We start from the raw sequence: 26,763 nt of genomic DNA, 5'->3' as shown, positions 1-26,763 counted from the left end.
TCCGGCACAGGAAGACGATCACCGTGGCCGTGTCGCTGAAGCTCGAGAAGACCCACAAGACCCCCGGCGTGGCGCTCGCCGGCGAAACCCTCGTCCTCGACCTCAGCGGCGCCCTGTGGCTGCCCGAGCACCGGACGCTCGTCGTCTCCGATCTCCACCTCGAGAAGGGCTCGGCGTTCGCCGCCCGCTCGGGCCAGTTCCTGCCGCCCTACGACACCCGCGAGACCCTCGCGAACCTGCACGAGGCGGTGGCCCGCCTCGACCCGGCCCGCGTGGTGTGCTTGGGCGATTCCTTCCACGACGCGCAGGGGCCGGCCCGCCTCGACGTCGCCGACCGGGCGCTGATCGCAGCGCTGCAGGAGGGCCGCGACTGGGTCTGGATCTCAGGCAACCACGACCGGGCGGTGCAGGACGGTGTCGGCGGCCGCTTCGCCGACACCCTGGCGGTCGGCGGCCTGACGCTCCGGCACGAGCCCGCGGCGGCGCGTGAGCCCGGCGAGGTCGCGGGCCACTTCCACCCGGTCGGCAGAGTGGCGATGCGCGGCCGCGCGGTGCGCCGGCGCTGCTTCGTCCTCGACGGCACCCGCCTGGTGATGCCGGCCTTCGGGACGCTGACCGGGGGGCTCAACGTCCGCGACAAGGTCTTCGACGAGCTGTTTCCCGGCGGGTTCACTGCGCACCTGATCGGGGACGGGCGGGTCTTCGCGATCAGCCGGACGATGCTGACGCGGGAGTGAGCTACGGCGAGCCGAGAAACCCCGCCGCCAGCAGCGCCAGCCCAGCCACGCCCGAGAGCGCCAGCCGCAGCCGCCCGAGCCAGGCCGGCACCAGCCCGCGCCGCGGCAGGTCCTGGTCGACGAGGCCCCAGGCGAGGACCAGGGCGCCCAGCGCCCTGAGGTCCCAGGGGGCCGGCGCGAACAACGCCGCCCAGGCGACGAGCGAGGGCACGATCGCCACGGCGTAGTCGGCGCCCCGCCCCGCCGGCGAAGCGGCGGCCGCGCCCCAGCGCAGGCCGCCGAGGAACGAGGCGATCACGGCGCCGTAGGCGGCCAGCAGCGGGCGCGGCGACACCCCGAACAGCGACTGGCCGAGGATCACCAGGGCGGAGAGACCCAGGAACGGGATCAGGCCCCCGGCCCCGAGGACGAGGGCGGCGGGGGGAGCGGTGCGGGGCATCAGTCTCTCCGGAAGATCACGCTGGCGAGCCAGCCGGAGATGAGCGCCAGCGCCCCGACGGCAAGCCCGTAGGCCAGCGACCAATCGCGGGCGGCATCGGCGAGCCCCTGCTCGATGCCGGATTTCACCAGGTCGAACCGCGCCTCGTGGCGCGCGAGCGGCACGCCGCCGGCGAGCAGCACCACCTCGACGTCGTAGGCGCCGACCGGCGCGGTGGCCGGCAGCGGCGCGGTGGCGCGAAACACCGTCGGCGCCAGGAAGCGCACGCCGGATGCGGTCTCGGTGAACAGCCGCTCGCGCCGGCGCAGGCGCAGCAGCGCCTCGCGGAACGGATCGTCCGGCACCGGCGCCGCCAGGGTGAGGTCCGGCGCGGCGACGATCGCCGAGAGCCCGAGCCGCAGGCGCCGGCGCGTCGCCTCGTCGGCGAGGTCGGGCAGGGCCCGCGAGGACAGGACCGCCAGGAAGCTCGGCACCTCGGCGAATTTCTGCTGCGCGCGGTTGACCCAGACCGGGCCGAGGGCCTCCTTCTCGCGCACCGTCAGCGACTGGCGCGGCCCCCGGATCGTCACCACCACGTCGTAGCCGCCGGACCGCGCCGCCGCCTGGCCGTCGCGCTCGACCGCGCCGAACACCGCGACCGACGTGCCGGTATAGGTTGAGGTGACGGCGAGCCGGTTGAACGACAGGCTGACGACCAGGGATTCGGCCCGGGCCGGGCCAATGGAGAGCAGGCCGAGCAGGAGCAGGTGCGCGCGTGCCGGCACTTTGTTCGGACCGTGCCCGGGGCGCATTCAGCGCGCCTCCTGGACCACGATCGAGAACGGCTCCGCGGGCCGTAAGCCCAGCTCGACCGCGAAGCGCAGGCCGACCGCCAGGACCAGGATGGCGAGCAGGAACCGGAAGTACTCCGAGCGCAGGTTGCGCCCGGCCCGTGCGCCGAACTGCGCGCCGAACACCCCGCCGACGATCAGGATCACCGCCAGCACGACGTCGACCGCCTGGTTCTGCGTCGCGTGCAGCACCAGGGCGACGAAGCTGGTGCACAGGATCTGGAACTGCGAGGTGCCCACCACCACGCTCGTCGGCACCCGCATCAGGTAGAGGAGCGCCGGGACCAGGATGAAGCCGCCGCCGATGCCGAGCACCGCGCCGGCAAAGCCCACGAACAGCGCGAGGCCGAGGATCGGGATCACGCTGGCGTAGAGCCGCGAGCGGGGAAACCGCACCCGCAGCGGCCAGGCCATGTAGGCGGCATGATCCCCGCCGAGCCGCGCGGGCCGCGCCCGGCCGTGCCGGCTCGCCCAGAAGCCGCGCACGGATTCCGTGAGCATCAGCCCGCCCACCACCGTGAACAGCGTGACGTAGGCGACGGTGATGACGAGATCGAGCTGGCCCGCCCGCCGCATGGCGGCGAAGAACCAGACGCCGAGGCTCGTCCCGGCGAAGCCCCCCAGCACCAGGACGAGGCCGAGACGCCGGTCGAGGGCGTTGCGGCGGAGCGCCGCCAGCACGCTGGTGGTCGAGGAGGCGACGATCGGCGCGGTCTGGGTCGCGACGGCGACGGCCGGCGGGATGCCCATCACGATCAGGATCGGCGTCATCAGGAAGCCGCCGCCGATGCCGAACAGGCCCGAGATGAACCCCACCGCCGCGCCGAGCCCGATGAGGACGAGGACGCTGACCGGCATCTCGGCGATCGGGAGGTAGATCTGCAACGGAGGAGCGGTCCGGGACGGCGCGGGACCCCGATCCTAGACCATGTTTTCGCCGCTGGGGAAACCGGGCGGCAGGAAGGGCAATGAGTCCCTGTCCCGGAACGACGAAGGGCGCGGATCGCTCCGCGCCCTTCGTCGTTCCTCGGTCCGTTCAGACCTTGCCGGTGCTCCGGCCCGCTGCGAGCGGCGGCGGCGCGCCGATCAGCGACATGCCGCCGGCCGGCGAGGCGGTCTCGACCCGCATCGGCGGGGGATCGTTCGCCACCGGATCCGGCGTCTTCGCCTTCCAGGCCTCGGCGGCGGCGCGGGCGGCGGCGAGGTCCTTCGGAGCCAGCTTGGCCGCGACCTCGTCGCGCTTGCGGCCGGCATCGTCGTCGCCCTGCGCGGCAGCGGCGGCGAACCAGCCATAGGCCTGGGCCAGGTCCTGGTTGACCCCGAGCCCGCGGGCAAGGAGCACCGCGAGGTTGTACTGGCTGTCGCGCACGCCGTACTCGGCCGCCTTGCGGAACCAGTTCGACGCGGAGGCGTAGTCGGGCTTGCCGCCGGCGGCCCCCGACTCGGCCAGCATCACCGCGAGGTTGTGCATCGCCCGGACGTGACCCTGGATCGCCGCGCGGCCGTACCACAGCCGGGCCTTGTCCTGGTCGCGGACGAGGCCGAGGCCCTTCTCGTACTGGCTGCCGAGGCGGTACTGCGCGGGGGCGTAGCCGGCATTCGCCAGACGGTCGAACAGCTTGGCGGCGAGTGCGGCGTCCCGCGGCAGGCCGCGGCCATCGACGGTGCGGCTGGCGAGCTCGTAGATCGCGGCGCCGTCGCCCTCGAGCGCCGCCTGGCGCAGGGAGGACGCGCCGGCCGGGATGCCGGAGAGGTCGCCGCTCAGGGACGCCATGTCGGCGACCCGCGGCAGCGCCGGCTTCGCCGGCTCCAGCGGCTTGCCGAGATCGGAGACCTTGCCGAGATCGGCCGCCTTGGAGGGTTCCGAGGCCTTGGCCGCCTCCCCGGCCTTGGCGGCGTCGCCGGGCTTTGCCGCGACGTCCGGCTTGCCGGAAGCTTCGGCCTCGGGCTTGGCGGGGGCGGCCTTCGCGGTCGACGCATCGCCCGGGACGGCGAGCGCCTTCGGGCCGGCATTGGCGACCGACTGGGTCGTGGCCGGGTCGACCGGCGCGGAGGCCTCGCGGGAGGTCGTTGCGCCGCCGAGCCGCGGACCGGAGGTCTGCAGGGCCTGCAGCGTCCCGAGCGCCAGCACGATCGCCGCGATACCGAGGAGGAGCGGCCGCCGGCGACGCTCGATCGCGCTCCGCAGCCGCTCGACCAGGCTGCCACGGACCTCGCCGTCCCGCTCGGCCGCCGGCATGGCGGCGGCGGTGCCCGAGGCTTCGGCGGCGGCGGCCTGAGCGGCCCGGCGGGCGGCGGCGATGAAGCTCGCCTTGATGTCGCCGGCCGGCATCTCGGGCGCGGGCGCCTCGGCCGGCGCGGCCTGCGGCTGGCGCGGGCGCGAGGCGCCGGGCTCCAGCATCTCGTCGGCGGGGCTCGCCGGTCCGGTCCGGAGGGCGGGGCGCTCCGCCGGGGCGGCGCTCTCGCGCAGCGTGTCGCGCAGGTTGCGGGCCGCGCGGCGCGGCGGCGCGGCGAGTGCCGGCGCCGCCTCCTCGGCGCGGATCTCGGCGGGCGCCAACCGGGCGACCAGCTGCTCGAGGGCCGCGTGCACGCCCTCCATCGTCGCCTGCATGCGCTTGTCGGACGCGGCCTGCTGGGCGCGCATGTCGGCGAGCGCGGACTGGAGGCCGCCCAGCCCCTCGGCGGCGACCGCGCCCTTGCGCTCGGCCCCGAGCGAGTCGGCGACGCTGCGGGCGGCGCGCTCCGCCGCGGCCTGGATCGGCGCCTCGTCGCGCAGGAGCGCGACCTGGGCGAGGAGGTCGCCCATCGTCCGCTCGAGGCCGGCGAGCGCCGGGTCGCTGCCGCGGGTGTCGATGCGGCCGGCCAGCGCCAGGACCTGGCGCTCGAGCCCGTCCAGGGTCTCGCCGCCGGCGCCCGGGCCGACCCGGTCGAGCTTGTCGGCGAGGCTGCGCAGCATGCCGTGGATCGACGCGAGGTCGCTGCTCGGCAGCGCCGGCTGGCGCAGGGCCTCGCCGATCTGCTCGAGGCGCTCCATCACGTCGCCGACGGTGTTCACCGCCGCGACCTGGTCGACCTTGGCCGAGAGGGCGTCGATGCGCCCGAGGATGTCGCCGGCCGCGTTCGGCTGGTCGCGCCGCTCGGCCCGGAGGTCGTCGATCTTGCGGTCGAGGTCGGCGATGCCCTGGACGAGGGCCGGCGCATCCGCGGCCGGGGCGCGCACGCCCTCACGGATCTCCTCGAGCAGCGGCCGCAGCTCGTTCATCAGCGCCGGGCTGTCGAGCATGCCGTCGCCGAGCCGGGTCACCGTCTCGGTCAGCTCGTCGACGGACCGGGCGAGGTTCTGCACCCGGGCGGGCTCGGCGAGGATCGCGATCTGGGCGCGGATCTCGTCGAGCTCTCCGAACAGCTTGGCGAGCGCGTCGCGGTCGGCGAGGCCGGCGCGGTCGGGGTCGAGCGCGCCGTCGGCCTGGCGGGCCAGACGCTCGACGTCCTGCGCGACCCGTGCATGCACGTCGGCGGCGACCTCCTCGGCGAGGCGGCCGACCTGGACCCGCATCAGGTCGATGGGACCGGCGACCGCCACGAGGTCGGCCGGATCGCGGGCCCGCTGCACCTCGTCGGCGAGGGTGCGGACCGCCTGCTCCAGCGTCACGAGGTCGCCGCTGGTCGCGAGCGAGCCGATGGATTCGCGCAGGCGGGAGGTCTCGGCCTGCAGGCCGGCGATGGCCGGCGAGAGGGCGTCGGCGGCGGCTTCCGTGCTCTCGACCACCCGGGCGAGGTCGCGCCGCAGGCCGTCGACCAGGATCTCGCCCTCCTCCTCGGGAGAGCCTTCGTCCAGCTGCTGCTGGCGCTGGCGGATCTCCGCCACCGCGGCGGCGAGGCTGTCGGGGACCGGGCGGCCGCGCCGGCCGACCGGGCGCGGGGCCGGCTCGCGCGTGACGGTCTCGGACAGGCGGGTCTCGATGCCCTTCACCGCCTTGGCGACAACCTCGTCCGTTGCCTCGCGGCCCTCGGTGATGCGCCGGTCGATCGCGTCGAGGCGCCGGCCGATCGCCGCCACGGCCTCGATAAGCGCGGCGTCGCCCGAAATCGTCGCCGGGATCGAAGCGGACGGAATCGCCGTGGCCGTGACCGGAGCCTGGGCCGGGACCGGCTGCGCGGGCGCCGGCGGGGAACGGACGGGCTCGGCGACCGGGCCGCGCGCCGCGCGGGGGCGCTGGTGGCGCGGTCCGTCATGATGCCACGAGCGGTCGCCCCGACGGGTCTCCTCGGGATCGGCCGGGAGATAGGCCTGAGCCTGGAACGCATCGTTGCGGGTGCGGCGGGAACCCGCGGCCGCACGGCGTGGTTGCTGACGCACCCCGGCTCGGGCCGACCCCTGGCTGATCGCTTCCGCCAGCCACTCATCCACCGACAGGCCGGCGCGCCGTGCCGCCTCGCGGGCGGCGTCGCGCAGCTCCGGATCGAAGGCGTCGAGGGTAGGAGCGGTCCGTCGCATGGCGGGCTCTGCGCAAGGGTGGCCGAAGGGTCTCGCGGATAGGCACCGGCCGGGGCCGGTCGAAACCCGGCACCCTGCTCGATCGTGAAGATCCGGTCAGCGGCCGCGGCCTGAAAGGTTTCTCCGGGCACTTTCGTTCGACACGGTAAACAAGTGGTTAAGGACCCGCCCGAGCGGCCGCCAGGGAATGGAATCGCTGCCATACGGTTGCGCACGCAACATGATTTTGAGCGATTTATGTTCACAACCACAGCGCGTTATCCGGGTTCGCGCCGGGCGGATTTGGGCGATTTTTGCCGACGATCCGGAACGTAACGGTAAGCCGTTTTTCGCTATAAGCTGTTAATACATAAGCCTTTTTACCGTAAGTAACACACGCCCAAGTTGGCCTTACCTTTCCCTAAGGGAGGTCATTTGACCTTCTTTGTGTCATCACGGTGCCGATTGGTGCTGGTGGTTTCGGACGCGTCTCGCGGCCCAACGGGGGAAGACGGCATGGCTTATGATCGGCAGACCGAGAGCGGCAGGGGGGCGTCGGTCCGCTCCGGCGGATCCGCGTCGCGCACCGGCCGTCCCTCGGGGCGCTCGACCGCGCCGGCGACCCTGACCATCGGCGACCTCGCCGAGGAGTTCGGCGTCACCCTGCGGGCGCTGCGCTTCTACGAGGCGAAGGGCCTGCTGCATCCGCAGCGCCGCGGGACGACCCGCCTCTACACCGAGGACGATCGCTCGCGCCTCGCCACCATCCTGCGCGGCAAGGAACTCGGCTTCACGCTGCGGGAGATCGCCGCGATGGTCGACGGCGACGAGCTGGCGGAGACCGGGACCGGCGGCGCGCTCGCCCTCAGCCCGGCCCAGGTCGCCGAGCAGATTACCCATCTGGAGAACCAGAAGGCCGAGATCGAGCGTGCGCTCGAGGCCCTGCGCGGCTACGGCAAGGCCGTCGCCAGCGCCTGACGACCGCCCGGCGGCGCCTTGCGGGGGCAGGCGCCGCCCGGAACCGTGACCCGACGATCCGACACCACGATACGCCGTTCCGGCCGCGTCTTGCCGGCGACGTCTTGCCGGCCGTTTCACCCGTGACACCTTGGCCGACGCGTCGCCCCCCTTCCGTTCCCCACCGAGATAGTTTAGATATGAACTATCTCGCCGCGGCCGACGCCGTGCGCGGGGAAGGATCTGATCCTGGGAGCGGGGGAAACATGCCGAGCTACAAGGCGCCGGTGGAGGACGTGCTGTTCCTCCTCAACGACGTGTTCGGATTCGCGCGCTACAGCAACCTTCCGGGCTTCGCCGACGCGACGCCCGACGTGGTGGAGGCGGTGATCGCCGAGGGCGCGAAGCTCTGCGAAGAGGTGCTGGCGCCGCTCAACCGCGTCGGCGACACGGAGGGCTGCACCCGCCACCCGGATGGCAGCGTGACGACGCCGAAGGGCTTCAAGGCCGGCTACGACGCCTACGCGGGCGGCGGCTGGATGGGCCTCTCGATGCCGGCCGAATATGGCGGCCAGGGCCTGCCCCATACCCTCAACAGCGTGATGCAGGAATTCGTCTCCGGCGCCAACATCGCGCTCGGCATGTATCCGGGCCTGACGCAAGGCGCCATGGCCGCCCTCCTGGAGCACGGCTCCGAGGAGCAGAAGCAGACCTACCTCCCCAAGATGGTCGAGGGCACCTGGACCGGGACGATGAACCTGACCGAGCCGCATTGCGGCACGGATCTCGGCCTCCTGAAGACCAAGGCCGTGCCGAACGGCGACGGCTCCTACGCGCTCACCGGCACCAAGATCTTCATCTCGGCGGGCGACCACGACCTGTCGGAGAACATCATCCACCTGGTGCTCGCCCGGATCGAGGGCGCGCCGGCCGGCACCAAGGGCATCTCGCTCTTCGTGGTGCCGAAGTTCCTGGTCGGGCCCGACGGGACGGTGGGCGCCCGCAACGGGGTGTCGTGCGGCGCCATCGAGCACAAGATGGGCATCCACGGCAACGCCACCTGCGTGATGAACTACGACGGCGCCACGGGCTGGCTCGTCGGCGAGGCCAATCGCGGTCTCAACGCGATGTTCGTGATGATGAACGAGGCGCGGCTGGCCGTCGGCATCCAGGGCCTCGGCCAATCCGAGGTCGCCTACCAGAATGCTGTCGCCTACGCCCGCGACCGGCTCCAGGGCCGTTCGCTCACCGGCGCCAAGGCGCCCGAGAAGGCCGCCGACCCGATCATCGTCCACCCGGACGTGCGCCGGACGCTCATGACCATCCGGTCCTTCAACGAGGCGGCCCGGGCCCTGGTCATCTGGACGGCGCTCCAGGCCGACATCGCCCACCGCTCCGAGGATCCGGCCGCCCGCCAGGCGGCGGAGGACCACATGGGCCTGCTGACCCCGGTGGTGAAGGGCGTGTTGACCGACCGGGGCTTCGCCAACGCGGTCGACGCCCAGCAGATGTTCGGCGGCCACGGCTACATCGAGGAATGGGGGATGTCGCAATTCGTGCGCGACGCCCGCATCGCCCAGATCTACGAGGGCGCGAACGGCATCCAGGCGATGGACCTCGTCGGCCGTAAATTGCCGCGCGACGGCGGCCGGGCGATGATGCGCTTCCTCGCCGAGGTCGAGGGCTTCTGCAAGGAGAACGCCGAGGACGAGAGCCTCAAGGTGTTCACCGCCCCCCTGATGAAGAGCCTCGGCCACCTGCAGCAGGCCACGATGTGGCTGATGCAGAACGCCATGGCCAAGCCCGACAACGCGGGCGCCGCGGCGACCGACTACATGCACCTGATGGGCCTCGTCGCCATGGGCTACATGTGGGGCCGGATCGCGAAGGCGACCGCCGAGAAGAAGACCTCCGGCGAGGGCATCGCCGAGCGCCTCGACGCGCGGCTGGCCACCGGCCGCTTCTACGTCGAGCGCGTGCTGCCCGAGACCGGCACGCGGCTCGCCCGGATCTCGGCCGGGTCGGACGCCGTGATGGCGGTGCCGGCGGAGCTGTTCTAGGCGCTGCGGTCGACCATGGGTGCCTGGGGGCTGGGAGCTTTCGAGAACGACGGCGCTTTCGAGAGTTTCTGTCGTGTGCGGGACGGCAAGATCGACGCGATTGCGCAAGCTTTCGCGTCGGCCCTGGCGCAAGCGGACTATCTGGAGGTCGACGCAGGGCAAAATGCCGTTGCTGCAGCCGAGATGGTCGCGACCGCCTATGATCGACCGGATCGGAAACTGCCCGACGACATACGAGACATCATCGCGGCTCAAGCGGCGAGGATTCGCGACGTTCCTGAGCTGATCGGACAAGCCCGCGCCTCCCTCGCGCGGGTCTTGACGGACGGTTCGGAGATCGCGGAACTCTGGGACGAAGTGGGCGAAAGTGCCGAGTGGCGTGAACGAGTCACCGATCTCGATCGACGCCTGAACGACATCAAGGGTGCGTAGCACCATCGGGCACTCTCGAGTGCCCAACATTCGCGATATGCGGCGAAGCATGCCAGAGCCTCCCCCCAGAAGGGGCGGCCTGAGGAGGACGAGATGCCCGACGCCTACATCTACGACCACGTCCGCACGCCCCGCGGCCGCGGCAAGCCCGACGGCTCGCTGCATGAGGTGACGGCGCTCCGCCTCGCCGAAACCGCCTTGCGCGCCCTCAAGGACCGCAACTCCCTCGACACCAAGCTCGTCGACGACGTGGTGCTGGGCTGCGTCGATCCGGTCGGCGAGGCCGGCGGCGACATCGCGCGCGCCGCGGCGCTCGTGGCCGATTACGGCATCCACGTCCCGGGCGTGCAGATCAACCGGTTCTGCGCCTCGGGCCTCGACGCGGTGAACTTCGCCGCCGCCCAGGTGATGAGCGGCCAGCACGACATGGCGGTCGGCGGCGGCGTCGAATCGATGAGCCGCATCGGTATCGGCGCGTCGGGCGGCGCCTGGCCGGTCGACCCGGCCATTGCCATCAAATCGTACTTCATGCCGCAGGGCGTCTCGGCCGACCTGATCGCCACCAAGTACGGCTTTTCCCGCGACGAGTGCGACGCCTACGCGGTCGAATCGCAGAAGCGCGCCGCCCGCTCCTGGGAGGACGGCCGGTTCAGGAACTCGGTCGTGCCGGTGCGCGACGTCAACGGCCTGACGCTGCTGGACCACGACGAGCACCGCCGGCCGAGCACCGACATGCAGTCGCTGGGATCGCTCAAGCCCTCCTTCGTGCAGATGGGCCAGATGGGCGGCTTCGACGCCGTCGCCATCGACGCGCATCCGGACGTCGAGGCGGTCGAGCACGTCCACCATGCCGGCAACTCGTCGGGCATCGTCGACGGCGCCGCCGCGGTGCTGATCGGCTCGCAGGAAGCCGGCGAGAAGGCGGGCCTGAAGCCCCGCGCCCGCATCCGGGCGTTCGCCAATATCGGCTCGGACCCGGCCCTGATGCTGACCGGCCCGGTCGACGTGACCCGCAAGGTGCTGGCGCGCGCCGGGATGAGCGTCAGTGACATCGACCTGTTCGAGGTCAACGAGGCCTTCGCGGCGGTGGTGCTTCGCTTCCTCCAGGCCTTCGACGTCGATCCGGCCAAGGTCAACGTCAACGGCGGCGCCATCGCGCTCGGCCACCCGCTCGGCGCCACCGGCGCGATGATCCTCGGCACCGTGCTCGACGAGCTGGAGCGGACGGGCAAGCGGACCGCCCTCGTCACCCTCTGCATCGGCGCCGGCATGGGCACCGCCACCATCATCGAGCGGGTGTGAGCCTGATGCGTCCCCTCCCCCGCCTCGCCGCCGGGCTCGCCCTCGCCCTCGTGCTGGCCGGCACCGCCCGGGCCGACGACGAGCGCCTGACGCTCGCCCGCGACATCGTCACCAAGACGGTGACGCGCAACCTCACGGCCGCCTTCAAGCAGGCCGAGGAAAAAACCCTCTCGGCGATGACCGCCGAGCAATCGGCCAAGCTGCGCCCGGACCTGGAGAAGACCTTCGCGCAGGAGCGCGACGGCCTCGTCGACGGGCTCGCGAAGGAATACGCGCAGAAGTTCGATGCGGCCGAGCTGAAGCGGCTGGCGGCGATCTACGACGACCCGGTCTACCAGAAGTTCCAGGCGCTCAACGCCGATCCGACCTCGATGGTCACCACGATCACCAAGGACGCGGTGACCAAGATGATGAACCTGCTCTCGCTGGCGGCCCTGTCGCAGCAGGGCAACGGCCAGGCCCCCGCGCCCGGGGCGGCTCCCGCCCCCGCTCCGATGCCCGCACCGGCCCCGGTGCCCGCCCCGGCCAAGCCGTAATCGCTCTCACGAGGCCTTCGCCATGAACCTCACGAATTTCCGCTTCGAGACCGATGCCGACGGCGTGGCGCTCGCCACCTGGGACATGCCCGGCCGCTCGATGAACGTCGTCACCCCGGAGGTGATGGACGAGCTCAACCAGATCGTCGACGCCGTGGTGGCGGACGCCGCCATCAAGGGCTGCGTGATCACCTCGGGCAAGGACACCTTCTCGGGCGGCGCCGACCTGACGATGCTCCAGGGCCTCGGCGTCGAGCACGCCCGGCTGTCGCGCGAGCGCGGCGAGGAGGAGGCGATGCGCTTCTTCTTCGAGGAATCGCGCCGGCTGACGCTCCTCTACCGCAAGCTCGAGACCTGCGGGAAGCCGTTCGCGGCGGCCGTGCACGGCACCTGCCTCGGCGGCGCCTTCGAGCTGGCGCTGGCCTGCCACCACCGGGTGCTGTCGGATGACGACAAGACCCGCGTCGGCCTGCCGGAGATCAAGGTCGGGCTGTTTCCGGGCGCCGGCGGCACTCAGCGCGTCGCCCGCCTGATGCAGACCGGCGACGCCCTGCAGATGCTGTTCAAGGGCGAGCAGATCCGCCCGCTGATGGCCCGCAACATGGGCCTCGCCCACGCGGTGGCGCCCCGCGCCGAGATCGTCGCGAAGGCGAGTGAGTGGATCAAGGCCGGCGGCTCGGCCGTCGCGCCCTGGGACCAGCCGAAGTTCAAGGCGCCGTCCGGCAAAGTCTACTCCCCCGCCGGGATGATGACCTGGCCGCCGGCCAACGCCATCTACCGCCGCGAGACCCACGACAACTACCCCGCCGCCAAGGCGATCCTGCACGCCGTCTACGAGGGCCTGCAGCTGCCGATGGACTTGGCGCTCAAGGTCGAGAGCCGGTACTTCGCCAAGATCCTGCGCTCGCCGGAAGCGGCCGCGATGATCCGCACCCTGTTCCTGTCGATGGGCGAGCTCAACAAGGGCGCCCGCCGGCCGAAGGGCGTCGGTGCGGTCTCGCTCAAGAAGGTCGGTGTCGTCGGCGCCGGCTTCATGGGGGCGGGCATCGCCTACGTCTCGGCCAATGCCGGGCTCGAGGTCGTGCTGGTCGACCAGTCGGCGGAAGCGGCCGAGAAGGGCAAGGCCTACGCCCACAAGCTCGTCTCCGACCAGATCATGAAGGGCCGCGCCAAGACCGCCGACCGCGACGCGCTCTTGTCCCGCATCACCGCGACCAGCGATTACGCGGCGCTCGCCGGATGCGACCTCGTGGTCGAGGCGGTGTTCGAGGACCCGAAGGTCAAGGCCGAGGTGATCGCCAAAGTCGAGGCGGTGATCGGGCCCGACGCGATCTTCGCCTCCAACACCTCGACCCTGCCGATCAGCGGACTCGCCAAGGCCTCGTCGCGATCCGCGCAGTTCATCGGCATCCACTTCTTCTCGCCGGTCGAGAAGATGATGCTGGTCGAGATCATCATGGGAGAGGCGACCGGCGAGCGCGCGCTGGCGGTGGCCCTCGACTACGTCCGGGCAATCAAGAAGACCCCGATCGTCGTCAACGACGCCCGCGGCTTCTTCGCCAACCGCTGCGTCGGCGCCTACATCCTCGAAGGCCACCTGATGCTGGCCGAGGGCGTGCCGGCGGCGATGATCGAGAATGCCGGGCGCCAGGCCGGCATGCCGGTGGGCCCGCTCTCGCTCAACGACGAGGTCGGCGTCGACCTCGCCCTCAAGATCGTCAAGGCGACGAAGGCACAGGTCGGCGAGGCTGCCGTCAATCCGCACCAGGAGCGTCTGCTCACGGCGCTGGTCGAGGGCGAGGGCCGGCTCGGGCGCAAGAACCGCAAGGGCTTCTACGATTATCCCGAGCAGGGTTCGAAGAAGCTGTGGCCGGGGCTGCGCGACCTGCAGGAGACGAAGGTCGACCCGGATTCGGTGGACTTCTCGGAGCTGAAGCAGCGCCTCCTCGTCACCCAGGCGCTGGAGGCGGCCCGCACCGTCGGCGAGGGCGTCGTCACCGATCCGCGCGAGGCCGATGTCGGCTCGATCCTCGGCTTCGGCTTCGCGCCGTTCACCGGAGGCGCCCTGTCCTACATCGACTTCATGGGCGCGGCGCGGTTCGTCGAGCTGTGCCGCACGCTGGAGGCCAAGCACGGAGCCCGCTTCGCCCCGCCGGCGACCCTGGTGGCGATGGCCGAGCGCGGCGGCACCTTCTACGGCGAGGCGGCGAAGAAGGCCGCGTGACAGGCGCGCGGCGCGAAAGCCGGGTCGACCTGCTTGCCCGGCTCGCCCCATTCAACACCTCATCCTGAGGCGTCAGTCCATCGAAGATGGACTGACCTCGAAGGAGGGTTCCAGTGATCGCGAGACGTCTGGAGCCCTCCTTCGAGGCTCCCTTCGGTCGCACCTCAGGATGAGGCGGGGGGTTGGGATGGGCGAGGGCATGAGATCAGAGCGAACGCGAGACGATCCCGCCCTGCCATCTGCCTGAGATGCATCACGGGCATCCTGTCCGGGCGGCGCCTTCGCCGTCTGGAACGACCGTGTGACGAATCAGAACACTCCTTCGCCCGCCCGCCGGATCGTGCTGGTGGCGAATGTCGCGGCGGGCTCGCTGGTCGATGGAGGATTGACGCCGGAGGTCCTCGGCAAGCGCCTGGAGGCGGCGGGCCTGGACGTGGTGGCCGAGCCGCGCCCGGATGCGCCCCTGCCCGAACGGCTGGAAGCCGCGGCGACCATGCCCGATATCGACGCCGTGGCGGTGGCCGGCGGCGACGGGACCCTGGCCTGCGCCGCGCAGGCCCTGACCGGCAAGCAAGTCCCCCTCGGCATCCTGCCGCTCGGCACCATGAACCTGCTGGCGAAGGACCTCGGGCTGCCCCTCGACCTCGACGCGGCGGTGCAGGTGCTGGCGACCGGCACGGTGCGGGCGATCGATGCCGGCGAGGTCAACGGCCACGTCTTCCTGATCAACTCGGTGCTCGGCCTGCCGGCCCGGATGGCCCGCCACCGCGAGGCGAAGCGCGGGCGGATGGGCGTGCTCGACGTGGTCAGGATGGGGGCCAGCCTCCTGCGCCATCTCGGGCGCTACCCGCGGGACCGCGCCGTGCTCACCCTCGCGGGCGAGAGCCGGCGCGTGCGCTTCCGGACGCTGGCGGTGGTCTGCGGCGACTACCGGGAAGGATTGGGCCAGGTTCTCTCGCGCGCGGGCGTCGACGGCGGGCACCTCACGCTCTACCTCGTCGAGAACCTGTCGGCGGCGCGGCTCGTGCGGCTCGGGCTCGGCTTCGCTGTCGGCGAGTGGCGCCGCCTGCCCGACCTCGAACGGCACGAGACCGACGCCCTGACGCTCGACGCCCGCAAGGCCCTGCGGGTCATGAACGACGGAGAGGTCGTGCTGATCGCCCCACCCCTGCACTACCGCCTTCGCGCGTCCGCCCTGCGGGTCCTCGTACCGGCGGAGGATCCCCGGTGAAGCGGATCGCCCATATCTCGGACCTGCATTTCGGCCGCACCGACCCGGCCGTGGTGGAAGGCCTGGTGGCGGAGCTGAACCGCGACGGCCCGGACCTGATCATCATCTCGGGCGACTTCACCATGCGGGCCCGCACCCGGGAATACCTGGAGGCCAAGGCCTTCCTCGACCGGCTGCCGCATCCCTGGATCGCCGTGCCGGGCAACCACGACATCTCGCCGTTCCGGCTCTGGCAGCGCTTCTTCCATCCGTTCCGGCGCTACAAGCGCTACGTCGCGCCCGAGACCGAGCCGGTCTTCCAGGACGACGAGATCGCGGTGATCTGCCTCAACACCGTGCGGACCTGGGCGCCGGAGACCGACTGGTCGCAGGGCAAGATCACCCGGGCGCAGATCCGCCGCACGGAAGCCAAGCTCGACGCCCTGCCGCCGGGGCTGTTTCGCATCGTGGTCGGCCACCACCCGTTCATGCCGCCGCCCTGGGACGAGGAGGCGCGCCTGGTCGGCCGGGCCGACGAGGCGCTCGACGCCTTCCAGCGCCACGATGTCGGCCTGACGCTCGCCGGCCATCTCCACCGCGGCTACGCCCGCTTCGCCGAGCCGACCCCGGACGGCCCGAAGGCCGAGCTCGACCGGCCGGTAGCCGAGGCGAGCGCCCGGCGCCTGCTCGCGGTCCAGGCCGGCTCTGCCACCTCGACGCGGCTGCGCGGCAACGAGCCCAACGCCTACAACCGGATCACGGTGGAGAACGGGGTCGCCACCGTGCAGGTGCGGCTGTGGACCGGCACGGATTGGTGCGACGCCGCCGAATCGGGCGCGGCGCGGTGCGCGGCCCCCGAGTGACGAATCAGGCGGCCGGCGGCAGGGCCGCCGTCACCTCGATCTCGACCTTCATCTCCGGTCGCAGCAGGCCGGCCACCACCACCAGGGTCGCGGCCGGCCGGATCTCCCGCAGCACCCGGCCGCAGACGGTGAGCACCGCCTCGGCGTCCGTGCGGTCGGTGACGTAGTAGGTGGCGCGCACGACCTGCTCCAGCGACGATCCCGCTTCGTCGAGCACGCCCGCGATGGTGCGCCAGCACGCCTCCGCCTGCGCCCCGGCCTCCTCCGGCAGGGTCATCGCGGCATAGTCGTAGCCGGTGGTGCCGGCGACGAACACGAAGCCGTTCTGCACCACCGCGCGGGAATAGCCGTAGTCGCGCTCGAAGCTGGAGCCGCCGTCGATCCGCCGCCGCATGTCCCCTGCCCTCCCGATTCGGCACGCGGACAGCATGGCGCGTCAGCCGGCCTCGCTCCAGCCCGCGAAGCCGGCGAGCGGCTCCTGGTCGTAAACCGCCATCAGGGCCCGCATCGCGGGCTCATCCCGCAGGCGGCCCTCCCTGGCCAATGCCGCCAGCCCCTCGAAGAAGCCCTCGCGACGGAGCGCCGGGGTGAAGGTCAGGGTGAAGCGCACCGGGGCATCGCCGCGATTGGCGAAGGCATGCGGCTCGCCGGGGCGCACCAGCACGAACTCGCCGGGGCCCGCCGTCACGTCGCGGTCGTTCAACCGCAGGGTGAGCGCGCCCTCATGCACCTCGAACGCCTCGGTCAACCGGGCGTGGCGGTGCAGCCCCGCCCCGGGCGAGCGCGCCGCCAGGGTGACGGCGTAGATGCCGATCGCGTCGCCGGTGGCGTCGCTGCGAGCGAGGTAGCGCACCCGCATCCCGCCGATCGTGACGCCGGTGCCGGGTTCGGGGCTCGTGTCCATGGCGGGGCTCCTCGTCCGGGGGCGGACCTGAAACAACGCCGGGTCAGGGCTTCAGGATGCGGACCGGGGTGATCACCGCGCCGATGATGACCAAGGTCTGCAAGCCGATCGCCCCGACGACCAGTTGATGACGTCGGTCTTCGCTTCGGCCACCTGTGACTTGATCTCGGATCGGAGCGTCGCATCCATCGTCCGGATGTCGCTGGCGACCACCTTGACCTTTGCGCGAAGGCTGGTCTCGACCGTCGTTATGTCCGTCCGCAGGGCCGATTCGGACGCCTTCACGTCGGCCTTAACCGCGAGATCACCCTGTACCGCCTCCAAGATCGCTTCGGCGAAGCCCTCAGCCTGATCCGGCGACAGCTTCTCCTTGTCCCGCAGGGTGCGAGCCAGCTTCAGGGTGTCGAAAGCGACGGCGGTCATGCAGCGCGTCCGGGCACGCGATCATGCCTCGATCGAGGGTAGCCCCTCGACCGTTCCACCGCCATCCTTTCCCTAAGTAAAAACCCCGCCCGGATCGCTCCGGGCGGGGTTCGTCACTTACTCAAGTCGTTGAGGTTTCGGCCTTACTCGGCCGCGACCTTGTGGGCCTGCGAGCCGTCGGTGTAGGTCTCGGGCTTCAGGCGCTGGCCCGGGGCGGCGCGGCCCGGCAGCGGCGGCAGGGCCTTGGCCTTCTCGAGGTCGATGCCGGCGCCCTCCGCGACGCGGCGGCCGTAATCCTCGTCGGCGTGCCAGAAGTGCCAGACCATCCGAAGCTGGATCGCCTCGGGGCACTCCTTCATGTCGGCCACGAGGTTGGCGATCAGGTCGTCGCGCTCCCAATCCTCGAAGGAGCGGTAGCGCACGCCGGCCTGGGTGTAGTCGTCCTCGGTGCGGCTGGTCTGGTAGCGGCCGAGCTTGCCCTCGACCGGCTGGTGGTACTCGCGCGCGGGCTTGGGCGCCTCGCGCAGGCCCTGAGCGAGGGTGCTCGGCTCGTAGTTGATGTGCTTGTTCTCGCCGACGCCGTCGACGTAGAACGTCATCTGGCCGTCGCGCTGGTTGGTCGCGGTCTTCACGCCCGGAGCCGGCGCGTTGATCGGCAGCTGCAGGTAGTTCGGGCCGACGCGGTAGCGCTGCGTGTCCGAATAGGACAGGGTGCGCCCCTGAAGCATCTTGTCGTCCGAGAAGTCGATCCCGTCGACCAGCACGCCGGTCCCGAAGGCCGACTGCTCGACATCGGCGAAGAAGTTGTCCGGCACCCGGTCGAGCACCATGCGACCGCAGGGCAGCAGCGGGAACTGGTCCACCGGCCACAGCTTGGTGTCGTCGAGCGGATCGAACGACAGCTGGTCGTTGGGGCCGTCCGGCATGATCTGCACCGCGAACTCCCACTCGGGGAAGTTGCCGGCGGCGATGTTGTCGTACAGGTCCTTGGTCGCGTGACCGACGTCACGGCCCTGGATCTCGGCGGCCTGAGCCGAGGTCAGGTTGCGCACGCCCTGCTTCGGGATGAAGTGGAACTTGCACAGATGCGCCACGCCCTGGTCGTTGACCAGCTTGTAGGTGTTGACGCCCGAGCCCTCCATCTCGCGATAGTTGGCGGGGATACCCCACGGCGACTTCAGGTGGGTCACCATGTGGATCGACTCGGGGTGCGCCGCCACGAAGTCGAAGAAGCGCCAGGCCTCCTGGCGGTTGGTCACCGGGTCGGGCTTGAAGGCGTGGATCATGTCCGGGAACTTGATCGCGTCCCGGATGAAGAAGACCTTCAGGTTGTTGCCGACGAGGTCCCAGTTGCCGTCGACGGTCTTGAACTTCACCGCGAAGCCGCGCGGGTCGCGGGCGGTCTCCGGGCTCTCCTTGGCGCCGGCCACGGTCGAGAAGCGCACGAACATCGGCGTCTTCACGCCGGTCTCGTTGAGGACTCGGGCGCGGGTGTACTTGGAGGCCGGCTCGCCGCCGATCGTGCCGTAGGCCTCGAAGTAGCCGTGGGCGCCGGCGCCGCGGGCGTGCACGACGCGCTCGGGGATCCGCTCACGGTCGAAATGGGTGATCTTCTCGATGAACTGGTAGTTCTCGAGGGTCGCCGGGCCACGCTCGCCGACCGTGCGCAGGCTCTGATTGTCGCGGACCGGATGGCCCTGGCGGGTCGTCAGGATCGGGCGTTGGTCGCTCATGGAAACTCCTTTGACGTGCAGGCACGGGGTGCCCGGACGGATCACCGCGGGGACACCGTGCGAGAGACCGCTCACATGGGGTCGGTGGGCGGGCAGCCCAACACCCTCGAACTGGTCTCGCTCCAACCTATGACCCCTGCGTGACCCGAAAACAAATGCATCGTTGCGAAGTTTGCGATAGATGCAGCCTATGAATGTCTCCGGCCTGTCCCTGCGCGATCTCGAATACGTCGTGGCGGTGGCCGAGGAAGGCCATTTCGGCCGCGCCGCCGAACGCTGCGCCGTCAGCCAGCCGACCCTGAGCGTCCAGGTGCGCAAGCTCGAGGAGTTTCTCGGCGTCGCCCTGTTCGAGCGCTCGAATCGCCGGGTGCTGCTCACGCCCGGCGGACAGGCGGTGGTTCGCCAGGCCCGGGCGGTGCTGGCGGAGGCGCGGGCGCTGCTGCTCGTCGCCCGCGAGGGGCGCGACGACGGAACCCTGCGCGGCCGCCTCGTCCTCGCGGCGATCCAGACGCTCGGCCCCTACCTGTTTCCCAAGGTGCTGCGGGACCTGCGCGAGGCCTTCCCGCACCTCGCCCTCGCGCTCAGCGAAGGGCGCACCGCCGAGATCCTGGATGCCCTGCGCGAGGGCAGGGCCGACGCGGCGCTCGTCTCCCTGCCGGTTCCCGAGACCGGGCTCGCGGTCGCGCCGCTGTTCGACGAGCCGTTCCTGCTCGCCTGTCCGGCCGAGCACGCCTTCGCCGCCGGCCCGGCGCCGCGGGCCGGCGACCTCGCGGGCACGGACCTGCTGCTCCTCGACGAGGGCAACTGCCTGCGCGACCAGGCGGCGGCGGCCTGCGGCGCCGGGCCGGCGAGCGGGCGCCACGCCACCAGCCTCGAGACCCTGCGCTCGATGGTGGCGGCGGGCGCCGGCTATACCCTGCTGCCGGCCCTCGCCGCTCCGCCCGGGCCGGACCCGACCGGCCTCACGGTCTGCCGCGGCTTCGGCCCGGACGGGCCGCGGCGCACCATCGCGCTCGCCTGGCGGGCGAGCGACCCCCGCGCGGAAGGACTGGCCGAGCTCGCCGGCTTCTTCCGCCGACATGCGCCTCACGCAACGCTGCCCCTCGGTCACCCGGTCGCGACCGCCCCGCGCGGCGACAGGACGGCGATTTCCGTATAGCGGCTCGTGCACAACGATTCCTCCAGCGCGACCCGATCCGCGCTCCCGTGCCCGATTCCCCCGCCGCCATGGATGCCAGGCCCCCCGCCCCTCCGCTCTCGCGCCGCCCGCTCGCGCGGATGGCGATCCTGTGGGCGGGCCTCGTCCTCGCCTCCGGCGCACTGGCGGGGCTGTTCCAGCTCGCCGGCTTCCCGGCCGCCCTGCTGCTCGGCCCGATGCTCGCGGCGATCGCCTTCGGGGTGCGGGGCGCCCCGATCCGGGTGCCGAAGGTCGGCTTCCAGGCCGCGCAGGCGATGATCGGCTGCCTCGTCGCCCACGCCGTCAACGCCTCGATCGTCGCGACGCTGATGGAGGACGGACTGCTGATCCTGGCGGTGGTCGGCGTCACCGTGGTGGCCTCGGCGATGACCGGCTGGATCCTCACCCGCATCCGCCTCCTGCCCGGCACCACCGCGGCCTGGGGCTCGTCGCCGGGCGGGGCCTCCGCCATGGTGGCGATGGCCGAGGAATTCGGCGCCGATCCGCGTCTCGTCGCCTTCATGCAGTACGTCCGGGTCGCCTGCGTGGCGCTCACCGCCTCGGTGGTCGCCCGCCTGCTGGCCGGGAGCGGCGGGACCGTGCCGGGCGGCGACATGGCGCCGGGGCCGCCGGCGGTCCTCGCCACCCTGGCGGTCGCGGGTGTCGGCGCCTGGGCGGGCCTGCGGCTGCGCGTGCCGGCCGGCGCGATGATCGGCCCGCTCGTCCTCGGCGCCGCGCTCCACGCCACCGGGCTCGCCGCGATGGCGCTGCCGTCCTGGCTCCTCGCGCTGGCCTATGCGGGCATCGGCTGGACGGTGGGCCTGCGCTTCACCCCCGCCACCGTGCGGGCGACGATCCACGCCCTGCCGGCGGTTCTGGTCGCGACCTTCGGGCTGATCGGGCTCTGCGGCCTGTGGGCCTGGGGCCTGACCTTCCTGCTGCCGATCGACTTCCTGACCGCCTACCTGGCGACGAGTCCGGGCGGGCTCGATTCGGTGGCGATCATCGCCGTCGGCACCCATTCCGACGTCTCGTTCGTGCTGGCGGTGCAGACCCTGCGGCTCCTCGTCGTCATCGTCACCGGCCCTCTGGTGGCGAAGTGGATCTCCCGGGGCGCCGCCCCCGCTGCCTGAGACGTTCGCGCACCTGTCAAGCTCGCATTCCGCTGCGAAACCCGCTATCCCGGCGCTGGAGGGCTCGAGCCCCGGCGCGACGCCCTCGCCCGTTCCGGACATGTTTGAAGCCGTGCACGACTACATCAAGAAGATCCTCGGCGCCCGCGTCTACGACGTCGCCGTCGAGAGCCCGCTGGATCCGATGCCGCGCCTGTCGCAGCGCCTCGGCGCCCAGGTGCTGCTCAAGCGCGAGGACCTGCAGCCGGTCTTCTCGTTCAAGATCCGGGGCGCCTACAACAAGATGGCGAGCTTGGGCGCGGACGCGCTCGCCCGCGGCGTGATCTGCGCCTCGGCCGGCAACCACGCGCAGGGCGTGGCGCTCGCCGCCAAGCGGCTCGGCGTCACCGCGGTGATCGTGATGCCGCGCACCACCCCGGCGATCAAGGTCGAGGGCGTGAAGTCCCGCGGCGGCCAGGTCGTCCTGCACGGCGACGCCTTCGACGAGGCCTATGCCCACGCCAAGACGCTGGAGGCCGAGCAGGGCCTGACCTTCATCCACCCCTACGACGATCCCGACGTGATCGCCGGCCAGGGCACGATCGGCCTCGAGATCCTGCGCCAGCACGGCGCCCCGATCGAGGCGGTGTTCGTGCCGGTCGGCGGCGGCGGCCTCGCGGCGGGTGTGGCCACCTTCGTCAAGTTCATGCGGCCCGAGACCAAGGTCATCGGCGTCGAGCCCGCCGACGCCGCCAGCATGAAGGCGGCGATCGAGGCCGACGAGCGGGTGATCCTCGACTCGGTCGGTCTGTTCGCCGACGGCGTCGCCGTGCGCCAGGCCGGGGAGGAGACGTTCCGGCTCTGCCGCCAGTACCTCGACGAGGTGATCACCGTCGACACCGACGCGATCTGCGCCGCGGTCAAGGACGTGTTCGACGACACCCGCGCCATGTCCGAGCCGTCGGGCGCGCTGGCGCTCGCCGGCCTCAAGGAATACGCCGCCCGCGGCAGCCTCGGGGCCGGGTCGCTGGTGGCGATCAACAGCGGCGCCAACCTCAACTTCGACCGGCTGCGCCACATCGCCGAGCGGGCCGAGATCGGCGAGCGGCGCGAGGCCCTGCTCGCCGTCACCATCCCGGAGCGGGCCGGCAGCTACCGCGCCTTCATCCGGGCGCTCGGCCGGCGCGCCATCACCGAATTCAACTACCGCTACGCGCCCGGCGCAGAGGCGCAGATCTTCGTCGGCGTGCAGCTCTCCGGCGGCCGGCCCGAGAAGGAGGCCCTGGTCGAGGAGCTGCGCCGTCTCGGCTACGCCGTGACGGACCTCACCGACAACGAGGTGGCCAAGCTCCACGTCCGCTACATGGTCGGCGGCCGGGTGACGGGCCTCGCCGACGAGCGGCTCCTGCGCTTCGAGTTCCCGGAGCGCCCGGGCGCGCTGCTCAAGTTCCTCGACAGCCTCGGCGTGACCTGGAACATCTCGCTGTTCCACTACCGCAACCACGGCGCCGATTACGGCCGGGTGCTCGCCGGCATCCAGGTGCCCGAATCGGAACGCGGCCGGTTCGCCGCGGCGCTCGCCGAGCTCGGCTACGAGCACGTCGACGAGACCGACAACGCGGCCTACCGGCTGTTCCTCGACGGTCAGCCGAGGGCGGTGCCGTCGCCGGCCGCCGCAGTGGCGCCGGCGGCGTGAGGCGATCTCCGCTCGATTCGCCCGAAGAAAGTTAGAACGCACCTCCCCTCTCCCATGGGGAAAGGGGGGGGTGCGCTCAGGGGATCCTGGGACGGGGCGCGGCACTCGGATATTCCTGCGGGTGACGCCCCACCCTCGCCACGCTCGCGCGGCACGAGAGCCGCCTTGACGCCGCCGCGCCGCCGGTTCACCTCCCCCCGATGCCTCCGCTCCTCGCCCTGCCCTTCCCCGCCATCGACCCCGTCGCGGTCGCGATCGGGCCGCTGCAGATCAAGTGGTACGCCCTCGCCTACATCGTGGGCCTGGTGGGCGGCTGGTTCTACGCCAAGCGCCTGGTCTCGACGCCGTCTTTGTGGGGCGCGGTGCGCCGGCCCACCCCCCTCGACATCGACGACCTGATCGTCTGGGTCGCCCTCGGCGTCGTGATGGGCGGGCGGATCGGCTACGTGCTGTTCTACAACCTCGCCGCCTACCTCTCGCACCCGGCCGAGATCCTGGCGATCTGGCGCGGCGGCATGTCGTTCCACGGCGGCTTCCTCGGCGCGGTCCTGGCGCTGGTGCTGTTCTCCCGCCGACGCGGCCTCAACACCTACGCGATGCTCGACCTCGCCGCGGTGGTGGTGCCGATCGGGCTGTTCTTCGGGCGCATCGCCAACTTCGTGAACGGCGAGCTGTGGGGCCGGCCGGCGCCGGACTTTCCCTACGCCATCGTCTTCCCGAACGGCGGGCCGCTGCCGCGCCACCCGAGCCAGCTCTACGAGGCCGTCGCCGAGGGCCTGGTGCTGTTCGTCCTGATGGCGCTCGCGGTGCGCCGCGTCGGCTTCCGCCGGCCCGGGCTGCTCGGCGGCCTGTTCGTCGTCGGCTACGCCGTCGCCCGCACCACCTGCGAGTTCTTCCGCGAGCCCGACCCGCAGCTCGGCTTCCTGTTCGGCACCCATGTCGAGGCGTTCGGCGGCGGCATCACCATGGGGATGCTGCTGTGCGTGCCGATGGTGATCGTCGGCGCGATCTTCATCGTGCGGGCTTTGCGCGGCGACACGCGGCCCCGGCCACGGCTCGACGGGAACGCGGTCGAGGCCGAGTCCTCCGGGATGACGTCGACGTGAGCGAGACGCCGCTCCTCGGCGAGCTGCGCCGCCTGATCGCCCTCGACGGGCCGATCTCCGTCGAGCGCTACATGGCGCTCTGCCTCGGCCACCCGGTCCACGGCTACTACCGCACCCGCGACCCCCTCGGCGCGAACGGCGACTTCACCACCGCGCCGGAGATCAGCCAGATCTTCGGCGAGCTTCTCGGCCTGTGGACCGCGGAGGTCTGGCACGGCCTCGGCCGGCCGGGCGCGTTCCACCTCGTCGAGCTCGGCCCAGGACGCGGCACGCTGATGGCCGACGCCCTGCGCGCCCTGCGCGCCGCCGCGCCCGACTGCCTGGCGGCGGCCGACCTCCACCTCGTCGAGACGAGCCCAGTGCTGCGGGCGGCCCAGGCCCGGGCACTCCCGGGCTCCGCCCCGACCTGGCACGAGAGCATCGACACCCTGCCGGCCGGTCCGATGATCGCGCTCGCCAACGAGTTCTTCGACGCCCTGCCGGTGCGCCAGTACCAGCGCACCGAGCGCGGCTGGTGCGAGCGCCGGATCGGCCTCGGGCCCGACGATGCCCTCGCCTTCGGCCTGAGCCCGGACCCGACGCCCGAGATCGCCGCGGACGGGGCGCCCGGCGCGGTCCTGACCCTGCCGGCGGTCGCCCTCGACCTCGCGCGCCACCTCGCCGGCCGGCTCGCCCGCGAGGGCGGCGCGCTCCTCGCCATCGATTACGGCGACCTCTTCGGCGGCACCGCCGACACGCTCCAGGCGGTGGTCCGCCACCGCTTCGCCGACCCCCTGGCCGCCCCCGGCGAGGCCGATCTCACCGCCCAGGTCGATTTCGCCGCCCTCGCCCGCGCCGCCGCCGGGGAAGGCGCCGTGGTGCACGGACCCGCGACGCAGGCCGACTTTCTCCTGGCCCTCGGCCTCGCCCAGCGGGCGGAGCGCCTCGCCGCCCGGGCGAATCCCGAGCAGGCCGCCGCCGTCAGGGCCGGGGCCGACCGCCTGACCGACCGCGCCACCCGCGGCATGGGCCACCTGTTCAAGGTGATGGGGCTCGCCGGACCGAACCAGCCCGCGCTTCCCGGCTTCTAGAGAGCCCCACGATCGCGTTGCACTCGCGAAGCGCTCCAGGTCTTTGATTTCGCCGCATTGTCTTCGACGACCGGCATCCGCTTCATCGGAAAATGCCCTCGATTCCCGCTTTCGACACGATTGCCGGGCGAAGGTGCGGGATGCTCCCCGAGGACGATTCCGCCATGGTCATCGACGCGCCCGCCCTGCAGCTCCCCGGCATCCGCCACGCCTTCTTCACCCGGCAAGGCGGGGTGTCGGAGGGGCTCTACGCCTCGCTCAACGGCGGCCTCGGCTCCGGCGACGACCCCGAGCATGTCCGCGAGAACCGCCGCCGCATGACGGAGCGGCTCGGGCTGGCGCCGGGCAATCTCGTCAGCCTCTACCAGATCCACTCGGCGGAGGCCGTGGTCGTCGAGGCGCCCTTCCCCGAGCGTCCCCGCGCCGACGCGATGGCGACCCGGGTGCCGGGCCTGGGCCTCGGCATCCTGACCGCCGATTGCGGACCGATCCTGTTCGCCGATGCGGAAAACCGCGTCGTCGGCGCGGCCCATGCCGGCTGGAAGGGCGCGCTCACCGGCGTGATCGAGGCGACGCTCTCGGCCATGGAAAGCCTCGGCGCCGACCGGGCCCGGACCGTCGCGGTGCTCGGCCCGACGATCGGCGCCTCCGCCTACGAGGTCGGGCCCGAGTTCCGCGAGCGCTTCGAGGCCGAGGACGCGGCGAATGCCCGCTACTTCGCCGTGAGCCCGGAGCGGCCGACCCACAGCCTGTTCAATCTTCCCTCCTACATCGTCGCGCGGCTGCAACGCGCCGGAATCGGCACGGTGGCCAATCTCGGCCTGTGCACCTACGCCGACCCGGAGCGATTCTTCAGCTACCGCCGCACCACCCACCGCCAGGAGGCCGATTACGGCCGCCTCGTCTCGGCGATCGCCCTCGCGCCCTGACGCTGCTCCAGCCCCCTCCCCAGGTGCGATTCCGCACGCGAACCGCCCGCCTTAGGGCGCCGTTCGGCTTTCGTTAGGATTGCTGGGGCAAGCGTAGAAAAAAAATATGTGCGCCGATGAACCTTGGCCGTTCGCGCGCGTTAAGGGGGATAAGGAGCCAAGGGAATGCTCGCGATGAACAGCCGTTAAGGCCGCGGTGAAACTCACCAGCGTTGTCGCGAGGACACAGCTTTCACCGGGCTACCGGGGTATGTCGTGGACACTGCTTCGGACGGCCACCGACCCGAAAACGGGCGCGGCCTCCGCCGCATAGTAGGAAGGACCAGTTTCCCATGAAGTCGCTTCTCAAGAGCGCTACCGCCCTCGCCGGCGTCCTCGTTGCCGGTTCGGCTCTCGCCGCCGACCTGCCGCGTCGCGTCGCCCCGCCGCCGGTCTTCACCCCGGTGCCGGTCTTCACCTGGACGGGCTTCTACGCCGGTTTCAACGCCGGTTACGGCTTCAACACCGCTGACACCCGCGCCCCGACCGTGATCGGCGTGCCGGCCG

Annotated in this window: 23 protein-coding genes and 1 pseudogene; 16 read left to right on the top strand and 8 right to left on the bottom strand. The window is 71.7% G+C overall.

Going from position 1 to position 26,763, the window contains the following annotated elements:
* Positions 1 to 23: 23 nt before the first annotated feature.
* Complete coding sequence (gene pdeM / locus V3T34_RS24440) at positions 24 to 737, top strand: ligase-associated DNA damage response endonuclease PdeM (RefSeq protein WP_305077199.1); 714 nt, start codon at positions 24 to 26, stop codon at positions 735 to 737.
* A gap of 1 nt (position 738) precedes the next feature.
* On the opposite strand, the gene V3T34_RS24435 is transcribed toward pdeM, so the two are convergent.
* The 4 genes from V3T34_RS24435 to V3T34_RS24420 form a co-directional block, all read right to left on the bottom strand.
* Entirely contained in the window at positions 739 to 1,176 is a 438-nt protein-coding gene (locus tag V3T34_RS24435; protein WP_091883313.1) for a DUF3429 domain-containing protein, read from the bottom strand.
* Positions 1,176 to 1,940 (bottom strand): TIGR02186 family protein, encoded by a 765-nt coding sequence (locus V3T34_RS24430; protein WP_244537506.1) that lies wholly within the window; start codon positions 1,938 to 1,940, stop codon positions 1,176 to 1,178. Before V3T34_RS24430 ends, V3T34_RS24435 begins: the two co-directional genes overlap by 1 nt.
* Before the next feature lie 27 nt (positions 1,941 to 1,967).
* On the bottom strand, positions 1,968 to 2,891 hold the full coding sequence (locus tag V3T34_RS24425; RefSeq protein ID WP_305077138.1) for a sulfite exporter TauE/SafE family protein: 924 nt from the start codon (positions 2,889 to 2,891) through the stop codon (positions 1,968 to 1,970).
* Between the two features lie 151 nt (positions 2,892 to 3,042).
* Entirely contained in the window at positions 3,043 to 6,504 is a 3,462-nt protein-coding gene (locus V3T34_RS24420) for a hypothetical protein (RefSeq protein ID WP_305077137.1), read from the bottom strand.
* A gap of 495 nt (positions 6,505 to 6,999) precedes the next feature.
* Between V3T34_RS24420 and V3T34_RS24415 the strand changes: the two genes are divergently transcribed.
* From V3T34_RS24415 to V3T34_RS24380, 8 genes are all read left to right on the top strand, one after another.
* Complete coding sequence (locus V3T34_RS24415; protein ID WP_060846606.1) at positions 7,000 to 7,461, top strand: MerR family transcriptional regulator; 462 nt, start codon at positions 7,000 to 7,002, stop codon at positions 7,459 to 7,461.
* 245 nt (positions 7,462 to 7,706) lie between these two features.
* On the top strand, positions 7,707 to 9,500 hold the full coding sequence (locus V3T34_RS24410; RefSeq protein WP_305077136.1) for an acyl-CoA dehydrogenase C-terminal domain-containing protein: 1,794 nt from the start codon (positions 7,707 to 7,709) through the stop codon (positions 9,498 to 9,500).
* Positions 9,501 to 9,515: 15 nt separating this feature from the next.
* Entirely contained in the window at positions 9,516 to 9,932 is a 417-nt protein-coding gene (locus tag V3T34_RS24405) for a DUF4259 domain-containing protein (protein WP_048425943.1), read from the top strand.
* 93 nt (positions 9,933 to 10,025) lie between these two features.
* Positions 10,026 to 11,234, top strand: coding sequence for an acetyl-CoA C-acetyltransferase (locus V3T34_RS24400; protein WP_305077135.1), 1,209 nt, complete (start codon positions 10,026 to 10,028; stop codon positions 11,232 to 11,234).
* A gap of 5 nt (positions 11,235 to 11,239) precedes the next feature.
* Positions 11,240 to 11,770 (top strand): DUF2059 domain-containing protein, encoded by a 531-nt coding sequence (locus V3T34_RS24395; RefSeq protein WP_305077134.1) that lies wholly within the window; start codon positions 11,240 to 11,242, stop codon positions 11,768 to 11,770.
* Positions 11,771 to 11,792: 22 nt separating this feature from the next.
* Positions 11,793 to 13,994, top strand: a complete 2,202-nt coding sequence (locus V3T34_RS24390) for a 3-hydroxyacyl-CoA dehydrogenase NAD-binding domain-containing protein (RefSeq protein WP_060846609.1) — start codon at positions 11,793 to 11,795, stop codon at positions 13,992 to 13,994.
* Between the two features lie 301 nt (positions 13,995 to 14,295).
* On the top strand, positions 14,296 to 15,225 hold the full coding sequence (locus tag V3T34_RS24385; protein WP_305077133.1) for a diacylglycerol/lipid kinase family protein: 930 nt from the start codon (positions 14,296 to 14,298) through the stop codon (positions 15,223 to 15,225).
* Complete coding sequence (locus V3T34_RS24380; protein ID WP_060846611.1) at positions 15,222 to 16,067, top strand: metallophosphoesterase family protein; 846 nt, start codon at positions 15,222 to 15,224, stop codon at positions 16,065 to 16,067. Before V3T34_RS24385 ends, V3T34_RS24380 begins: the two co-directional genes overlap by 4 nt.
* 4 nt (positions 16,068 to 16,071) lie before the next feature.
* Here V3T34_RS24380 and V3T34_RS24375 read toward each other — a convergent pair whose 3' ends face one another.
* The 4 genes from V3T34_RS24375 to V3T34_RS24360 all read right to left on the bottom strand — a co-directional run bounded on the left by V3T34_RS24375 (position 16,072) and on the right by V3T34_RS24360 (position 19,127).
* Complete coding sequence (locus V3T34_RS24375; protein WP_305077132.1) at positions 16,072 to 16,461, bottom strand: RidA family protein; 390 nt, start codon at positions 16,459 to 16,461, stop codon at positions 16,072 to 16,074.
* A 42-nt stretch (positions 16,462 to 16,503) separates the two neighbouring features.
* A complete protein-coding gene (locus V3T34_RS24370; RefSeq protein ID WP_305077131.1) occupies positions 16,504 to 16,971 on the bottom strand; it encodes a cupin domain-containing protein in 468 nt (155 codons plus the stop codon).
* Positions 16,972 to 17,043: 72 nt separating this feature from the next.
* Positions 17,044 to 17,394, bottom strand: a complete 351-nt coding sequence (locus tag V3T34_RS24365; protein ID WP_305077130.1) for a DUF1640 domain-containing protein — start codon at positions 17,392 to 17,394, stop codon at positions 17,044 to 17,046.
* Between the two features lie 143 nt (positions 17,395 to 17,537).
* Positions 17,538 to 19,127: a catalase gene (locus V3T34_RS24360; protein ID WP_305077129.1), complete on the bottom strand. Its 1,590-nt coding sequence runs from the start codon at positions 19,125 to 19,127 to the stop codon at positions 17,538 to 17,540.
* A gap of 190 nt (positions 19,128 to 19,317) precedes the next feature.
* On the opposite strand from V3T34_RS24360, the gene V3T34_RS24355 reads away from it, so the two are divergent.
* The 7 genes and pseudogenes from V3T34_RS24355 to V3T34_RS24325 form a co-directional block, all read left to right on the top strand.
* Positions 19,318 to 20,286, top strand: a complete 969-nt coding sequence (locus tag V3T34_RS24355; protein WP_305077198.1) for a LysR substrate-binding domain-containing protein — start codon at positions 19,318 to 19,320, stop codon at positions 20,284 to 20,286.
* 68 nt (positions 20,287 to 20,354) lie between these two features.
* Positions 20,355 to 21,437 carry an AbrB family transcriptional regulator gene (locus V3T34_RS24350; protein WP_407942771.1) on the top strand — a complete coding sequence of 361 codons (1,083 nt, stop codon included), beginning with the start codon at positions 20,355 to 20,357 and terminating at the stop codon, positions 21,435 to 21,437.
* Between the two features lie 112 nt (positions 21,438 to 21,549).
* Positions 21,550 to 23,112, top strand: coding sequence for a threonine ammonia-lyase, biosynthetic (gene ilvA, locus V3T34_RS24345; protein ID WP_305077196.1), 1,563 nt, complete (start codon positions 21,550 to 21,552; stop codon positions 23,110 to 23,112).
* A gap of 200 nt (positions 23,113 to 23,312) precedes the next feature.
* Complete coding sequence (lgt, locus tag V3T34_RS24340) at positions 23,313 to 24,218, top strand: prolipoprotein diacylglyceryl transferase (protein WP_305077128.1); 906 nt, start codon at positions 23,313 to 23,315, stop codon at positions 24,216 to 24,218.
* Positions 24,215 to 25,288, top strand: a complete 1,074-nt coding sequence (locus V3T34_RS24335; RefSeq protein ID WP_305077127.1) for a class I SAM-dependent methyltransferase — start codon at positions 24,215 to 24,217, stop codon at positions 25,286 to 25,288. Before lgt ends, V3T34_RS24335 begins: the two co-directional genes overlap by 4 nt.
* Positions 25,289 to 25,452: 164 nt before the next feature.
* Positions 25,453 to 26,217 carry a peptidoglycan editing factor PgeF gene (gene pgeF / locus V3T34_RS24330; protein ID WP_305077195.1) on the top strand — a complete coding sequence of 255 codons (765 nt, stop codon included), beginning with the start codon at positions 25,453 to 25,455 and terminating at the stop codon, positions 26,215 to 26,217.
* A gap of 332 nt (positions 26,218 to 26,549) precedes the next feature.
* Positions 26,550 to 26,763, top strand: a pseudogene (locus V3T34_RS24325) (porin family protein); the annotation flags it as partial.

The sequence above is a fragment of the Methylobacterium ajmalii genome (assembly GCF_036448855.1).
GTDB classification, from domain to species: domain Bacteria; phylum Pseudomonadota; class Alphaproteobacteria; order Rhizobiales; family Beijerinckiaceae; genus Methylobacterium; species Methylobacterium ajmalii.
Note: the sequence above shows the minus strand (reverse complement) of the source record. Positions and strands in the feature narration are given on the sequence as shown.

What these genes read in the sequence shown, in the direction of transcription:
- V3T34_RS24435 (WP_091883313.1), bottom strand. Translation starts at nt 1,176, where the DNA reads ATGCCCCGCACCGCTCCCCCCGCCGCCCTCGTCCTCGGGGCCGGGGGC.
- V3T34_RS24420 (WP_305077137.1), bottom strand. Translation starts at nt 6,504, where the DNA reads ATGCGACGGACCGCTCCTACCCTCGACGCCTTCGATCCGGAGCTGCGC.
- V3T34_RS24415 (WP_060846606.1), top strand. Translation starts at nt 7,000, where the DNA reads ATGGCTTATGATCGGCAGACCGAGAGCGGCAGGGGGGCGTCGGTCCGC.
- V3T34_RS24410 (WP_305077136.1), top strand. Translation starts at nt 7,707, where the DNA reads ATGCCGAGCTACAAGGCGCCGGTGGAGGACGTGCTGTTCCTCCTCAAC.
- V3T34_RS24405 (WP_048425943.1), top strand. Translation starts at nt 9,516, where the DNA reads ATGGGTGCCTGGGGGCTGGGAGCTTTCGAGAACGACGGCGCTTTCGAG.
- V3T34_RS24400 (WP_305077135.1), top strand. Translation starts at nt 10,026, where the DNA reads ATGCCCGACGCCTACATCTACGACCACGTCCGCACGCCCCGCGGCCGC.
- V3T34_RS24395 (WP_305077134.1), top strand. Translation starts at nt 11,240, where the DNA reads ATGCGTCCCCTCCCCCGCCTCGCCGCCGGGCTCGCCCTCGCCCTCGTG.
- V3T34_RS24390 (WP_060846609.1), top strand. Translation starts at nt 11,793, where the DNA reads ATGAACCTCACGAATTTCCGCTTCGAGACCGATGCCGACGGCGTGGCG.
- V3T34_RS24375 (WP_305077132.1), bottom strand. Translation starts at nt 16,461, where the DNA reads ATGCGGCGGCGGATCGACGGCGGCTCCAGCTTCGAGCGCGACTACGGC.
- V3T34_RS24370 (WP_305077131.1), bottom strand. Translation starts at nt 16,971, where the DNA reads ATGGACACGAGCCCCGAACCCGGCACCGGCGTCACGATCGGCGGGATG.
- V3T34_RS24365 (WP_305077130.1), bottom strand. Translation starts at nt 17,394, where the DNA reads ATGACCGCCGTCGCTTTCGACACCCTGAAGCTGGCTCGCACCCTGCGG.
- V3T34_RS24360 (WP_305077129.1), bottom strand. Translation starts at nt 19,127, where the DNA reads ATGAGCGACCAACGCCCGATCCTGACGACCCGCCAGGGCCATCCGGTC.
- V3T34_RS24355 (WP_305077198.1), top strand. Translation starts at nt 19,318, where the DNA reads ATGAATGTCTCCGGCCTGTCCCTGCGCGATCTCGAATACGTCGTGGCG.
- V3T34_RS24350 (WP_407942771.1), top strand. Translation starts at nt 20,355, where the DNA reads ATGGATGCCAGGCCCCCCGCCCCTCCGCTCTCGCGCCGCCCGCTCGCG.
- lgt (WP_305077128.1), top strand. Translation starts at nt 23,313, where the DNA reads ATGCCTCCGCTCCTCGCCCTGCCCTTCCCCGCCATCGACCCCGTCGCG.
- pgeF (WP_305077195.1), top strand. Translation starts at nt 25,453, where the DNA reads ATGGTCATCGACGCGCCCGCCCTGCAGCTCCCCGGCATCCGCCACGCC.